Here is a 4,196-nt window from a genome sequence, read left to right on the forward strand (position 1 = left end):
CCAAGGTACAAAAAACTAAATCAGAAAAGTAATAGACTGAGAAATTGATATAGAATATATGAAGAGTTAATGGATGTATTTCCGAACTTACTTAAGAAAAACTAAAAGTTCGAAAAAAATCCAGATTACACAAAATTAGCTTTGTTCCCTGTTTTGAAAATTTTGGATGTTTAACATGAAGAAAACTGTTGAACGAAAAATTAATTAAAACTCAAAATTAAATGAAGGTGTTTAAATTGCATTAATTCATTTATAAGATAGAATTGCTATTTTTCATATATTCCAAAAAATTAATAGGATCCAGTTATTAGGTTTTCAAAATATATAACAAGACAAAATTGTATTTTCAAGAAAGCTGAAAAAATATAGGGAACTAACACTAAACCTAAAAAGAGTTTAGGAAAAATATAGAAAAATATTTGTTTTAGTCAAAACCTAAACATATAGGCTTAATCGTTTGTATATCATTTAAAAAATGTAAAGTTCGATGCGTTTGCACTAGAGTAAAACAAACATGAAATTTAAAAAAAATAATACATGATATTTATAAAAATTAAATAACTCAATTTTTTAAAAATTATTAAAAAAGACGGTAAAAACGAATAAAAATTAAAAATAATTTATAGTAAATCATCATTAAAAAACTAATTATAAATTTTGTTTCTTTTAAATCTAAAATTTGTCATAATGAAAAAGTTACTTAAGTGAGAAGACTTTTTGATTGATACCTTTAAAAACATTGATTCCTAAAATCAAAACCTATTACGTCCATTTGCATCATGCTTAAATTGACCTTTCTTACTATTTATACCAAGATACTAAAATCTGATAATTGACTTAATCTATTTACGAATATGGTAATTCATTAATTAGCGAGTTATCTGATTTTGATTTATCATTTTAAAAACTCAGCTCATTTATAATTTGAATACCTAAATATGACGTTCGAATAGTTTTAAGCTGAATTTTTAATTTTATTGATTACTATAACAATGAATAATAAAACCGATCGTCTCTGGTAGAGTATCTATTCCAAATACGATAAAGTGAACAAGGCATTTAAATCTTTGTTAAAATTGCATGCTTGTGTATATTTTTAAAAAATATTCATTTCTGATTAGAAGGCATTATATCTACACTTTTATCCATTTTTACCGTTAAATTTAAATAAATAACAATTTTGTAAGGTTACGTTTTTCATATAGATTTTTTGCTGAATAAAAAAAATCAAGCATCCCTTTTTTAATTAGAATAGATGCTTGATAACTTTTAAATTAAGTATTTTCGTCTTATTATTAATTGTTGGCTGCTAAATCATCCTTAATTTGTTTAATAAGATTTTCTTTAGTTAAGTTAGTAGGTTCAGCTGATTGTGTAATACCTGAAATGGCAGCATTAATTATGCTTAAAATTTTGCTTGCTTTCTCATCGGTGTTAATGAAAGCAATTGAATTGTTGTTAGGATCTTTATTTAATTCTGTTTTAAATGTTAATCAGTCAGTTAAACTTGCTAACGCACCTTTATTTAAATAGATTCTTGATCATGCAGGATTGTTAAAAGTTTCTGGTGTCGGATTATCTTTTACTTTATCAACCTCTTTTTGTTCATTTGCTATTGTTTGTTCTAATGCTTGCTGAGCTGAAGTAGACAACGCTTGTTTTGAGGTTAAGTCATATGCTGAGACGCTATTTAAAATTTGACTAATTGATTGACCGTTGAATGGAGAATCTGAAACCTTAATTATAGTATCGTTAAATAATCATTCTAAGAATTTCTTGGTTTGTTCATCGCGATGTTTAGAAGTTTTAATACCAATCAATGATGAACCACCGATTCAAAAAGTATTTTTGTTAGGGTTTTCCTTATCAAATTTAGTTAATTGAGTTTTTCATAAAATTTCGCTAGCTGATGCAAAATTAGTTTTTGCGTTATTGATATCTTCTTGACTAACATCTCCTTTGTTAGCTCTAAATGTTTTTATTGTAAACGGAGATAAAACTGATTGGTTTCATCCAACATGAGGAGCGATACCAAAAGCAGTATCAAAATTTCTAATGTCTCAAGAAGTTCAGTCAGATGTACCACCTGTACCGAAATAAATTGATTTTAATAGTTGGTTATCATTTAAACTTAATGTTGAATAATTACTCTTGAAAAAATCGTAAGTTGTTCCAATTGTTTCTTGGCCTTGAGTTTTTTCTAAGTTAGTGAAATCTAGATCAAATTGATTGTTCTTTAATTTAAAGTTTCATAACCAAGTGTCTCTTGAATTACCTAATTTAGATCATAAGTATTTTTGATAAATGTTTGGACCGTAATCTAACATGAAAACCTTAAGATCTCTTTGTTGTCCAGTTACTGTTGGTTCTTGCTTTAATTTCAAACCGTCTGTAATTTTTTTAGAAAACTCAAACATTGATTCAAGATTAGAGAAAGTATCATCATTAACCGTTAGTCCTTTATAAACATTAGCATCTTTTACTTCTAAATCTTTTCACTTCTTATTTGGAATCCTACCCATATCAGTTTGATCCATTTGAAGCTCTTTATAGATTTTAGATTGCCGATCTACGGTACCACCACCTGATGTAACTAATTTAAATAATAAATTCATTACAGGTTTATTAAATACCAAGCTATCAGTTGTTGTTAAATTAAATGGAATTGCATAAACTTTTTTATCGTTAGCAGAAGCACCACTTACTTTATTAAAGTTGTTGTAAATATCGCTATCAAAATAATTTTCATTAATTATTGGATTGTTTGATAAATCTAACAAACGATCAAATCCATTAATTTTATAAGCCGCGTTTAGATCAGCTAAAATAATGTTTGGCACTAATTGTGAGTTAGCTTGGATACTTGCAACAACTTTATTAGTTAACTGCAATTCGCTTGTAGCATTTGTTTTTTCGCTTTGTTGAAGTTCTACAGGTAAAAACCCTGGTGTGTCTCTGAATTGTTTATTATACAAATCAACTATTTCGCTTAAAGCTCACATTAATGGGTAAAATTGATTTTGCGATGTTTGAATTACAACTTTATTATCAAACTCACTTTTTTGTAAAGGTTGTGCATGACCACAAGATGATAAAAATATTCCAAATGTGCCTAAAGCTGTCACGGAGCACATTAGAAATTTAGTTTTTCTTTTCATAAATTCTTTTTCCTACCTTATTTAAATTTGATACTAGTTTTAATCCTTCTTAATTTACAATGAAAAAAATATTTGTTTGCTTATTAGCTGCTAAATAAAAATTATTGGTTAACCAACTAATTAATAATTATTATTAAATAAGGATTAAAATTATTAAGTTTACGTTTAAAATCATTTATTTATAACGATTATATTTTTACCTATTAATATTAATTAAGTTTCATCAAGGGTTAAAAAAAACTAGACCCATAAGATCGATACAAATTTATTGTTCATTGCATTTTGCATCGTTTTAATAAATAAGCATCATAGCTAACTAACAGTCTAAATGTTTTATTAACCTTATTTGTTCCATATATTTTTTCTTATCTTAATAATTGTTTTCTTTTATAATTTAGGCTAAAAATATATTTAGCTTAATAATATGAACTAAATATCAATAGTTTATTAACCAACAATTAATAATGCAAAATTATCAACAACTTAAAAAACTAGCAATCATTCGTCTTGTAATATCTTTTTTTGTTTACATTACTTTCTTTTTTGGAATACTAATGACCGCATTTGGTGTGCTGTATTTCTTACAATGAAAAGAAACAACTGAACGAACTACCAAAATCTTAGCTATGAACTTGCTAGATCCTGGGGTAGTTTTACTAGTTTTATTTATTGGCTTGATCATTTACTACATTCATCTGATCCGCAATAAGATAATTAAATTAATTAAACAAGATAAACAATTAACAGAACAACAAAAGAACGATCTTTACTTTACTAGTGGTTTTGTTTATTTTCCTTACTTAATTAACGACATTAATTTCTTAAACGTTATTAGCACTTATAACAATACTTATTAAAGATTCTAATAAGTAATTATTAATTTATTAATAAGTAATAAAAAAAAATTTATAAAAATATTTACATATTAAAAAATATCATTTATAATATTTACGTATAACTCGTTGAAGGGTCGTGCTATATAAATTCATTAATAACAAATAAATCAATCTATCTTAACCCATTCGAATTCCTTTCGAG

At 25.8% G+C, this 4,196-nt stretch carries 2 protein-coding genes and 1 pseudogene; 2 read left to right on the plus strand and 1 reads right to left on the minus strand.

Translation table 4 applies throughout. The features are described from left to right. Positions 1-105: pseudogene (locus P690_RS04400) on the plus strand (transposase); the annotation flags it as partial. Between the two features lie 1,190 nt (positions 106-1,295). Here P690_RS04400 and P690_RS0103190 read toward each other — a convergent pair. Continuing rightward, entirely contained in the window at positions 1,296-3,158 is a 1,863-nt protein-coding gene (locus P690_RS0103190) for a P68 family surface lipoprotein (RefSeq protein WP_027122317.1), read from the minus strand. A 464-nt stretch (positions 3,159-3,622) separates the two neighbouring features. On the opposite strand from P690_RS0103190, the gene P690_RS0103195 reads away from it, so the two are divergent. After that, the gene (locus P690_RS0103195) at positions 3,623-4,015 is read left to right on the plus strand and encodes a hypothetical protein (RefSeq protein ID WP_027122318.1); all 393 of its coding nucleotides are present in this window, start codon (positions 3,623-3,625) and stop codon (positions 4,013-4,015) included. The last annotated feature ends 181 nt before the right edge of the window (positions 4,016-4,196 follow it).

Origin of the sequence: Mycoplasma imitans ATCC 51306 (assembly GCF_000518305.1) — a bacterium.
Classification (GTDB): domain Bacteria; phylum Bacillota_I; class Bacilli_A; order Mycoplasmatales; family Mycoplasmoidaceae; genus Mycoplasmoides; species Mycoplasmoides imitans.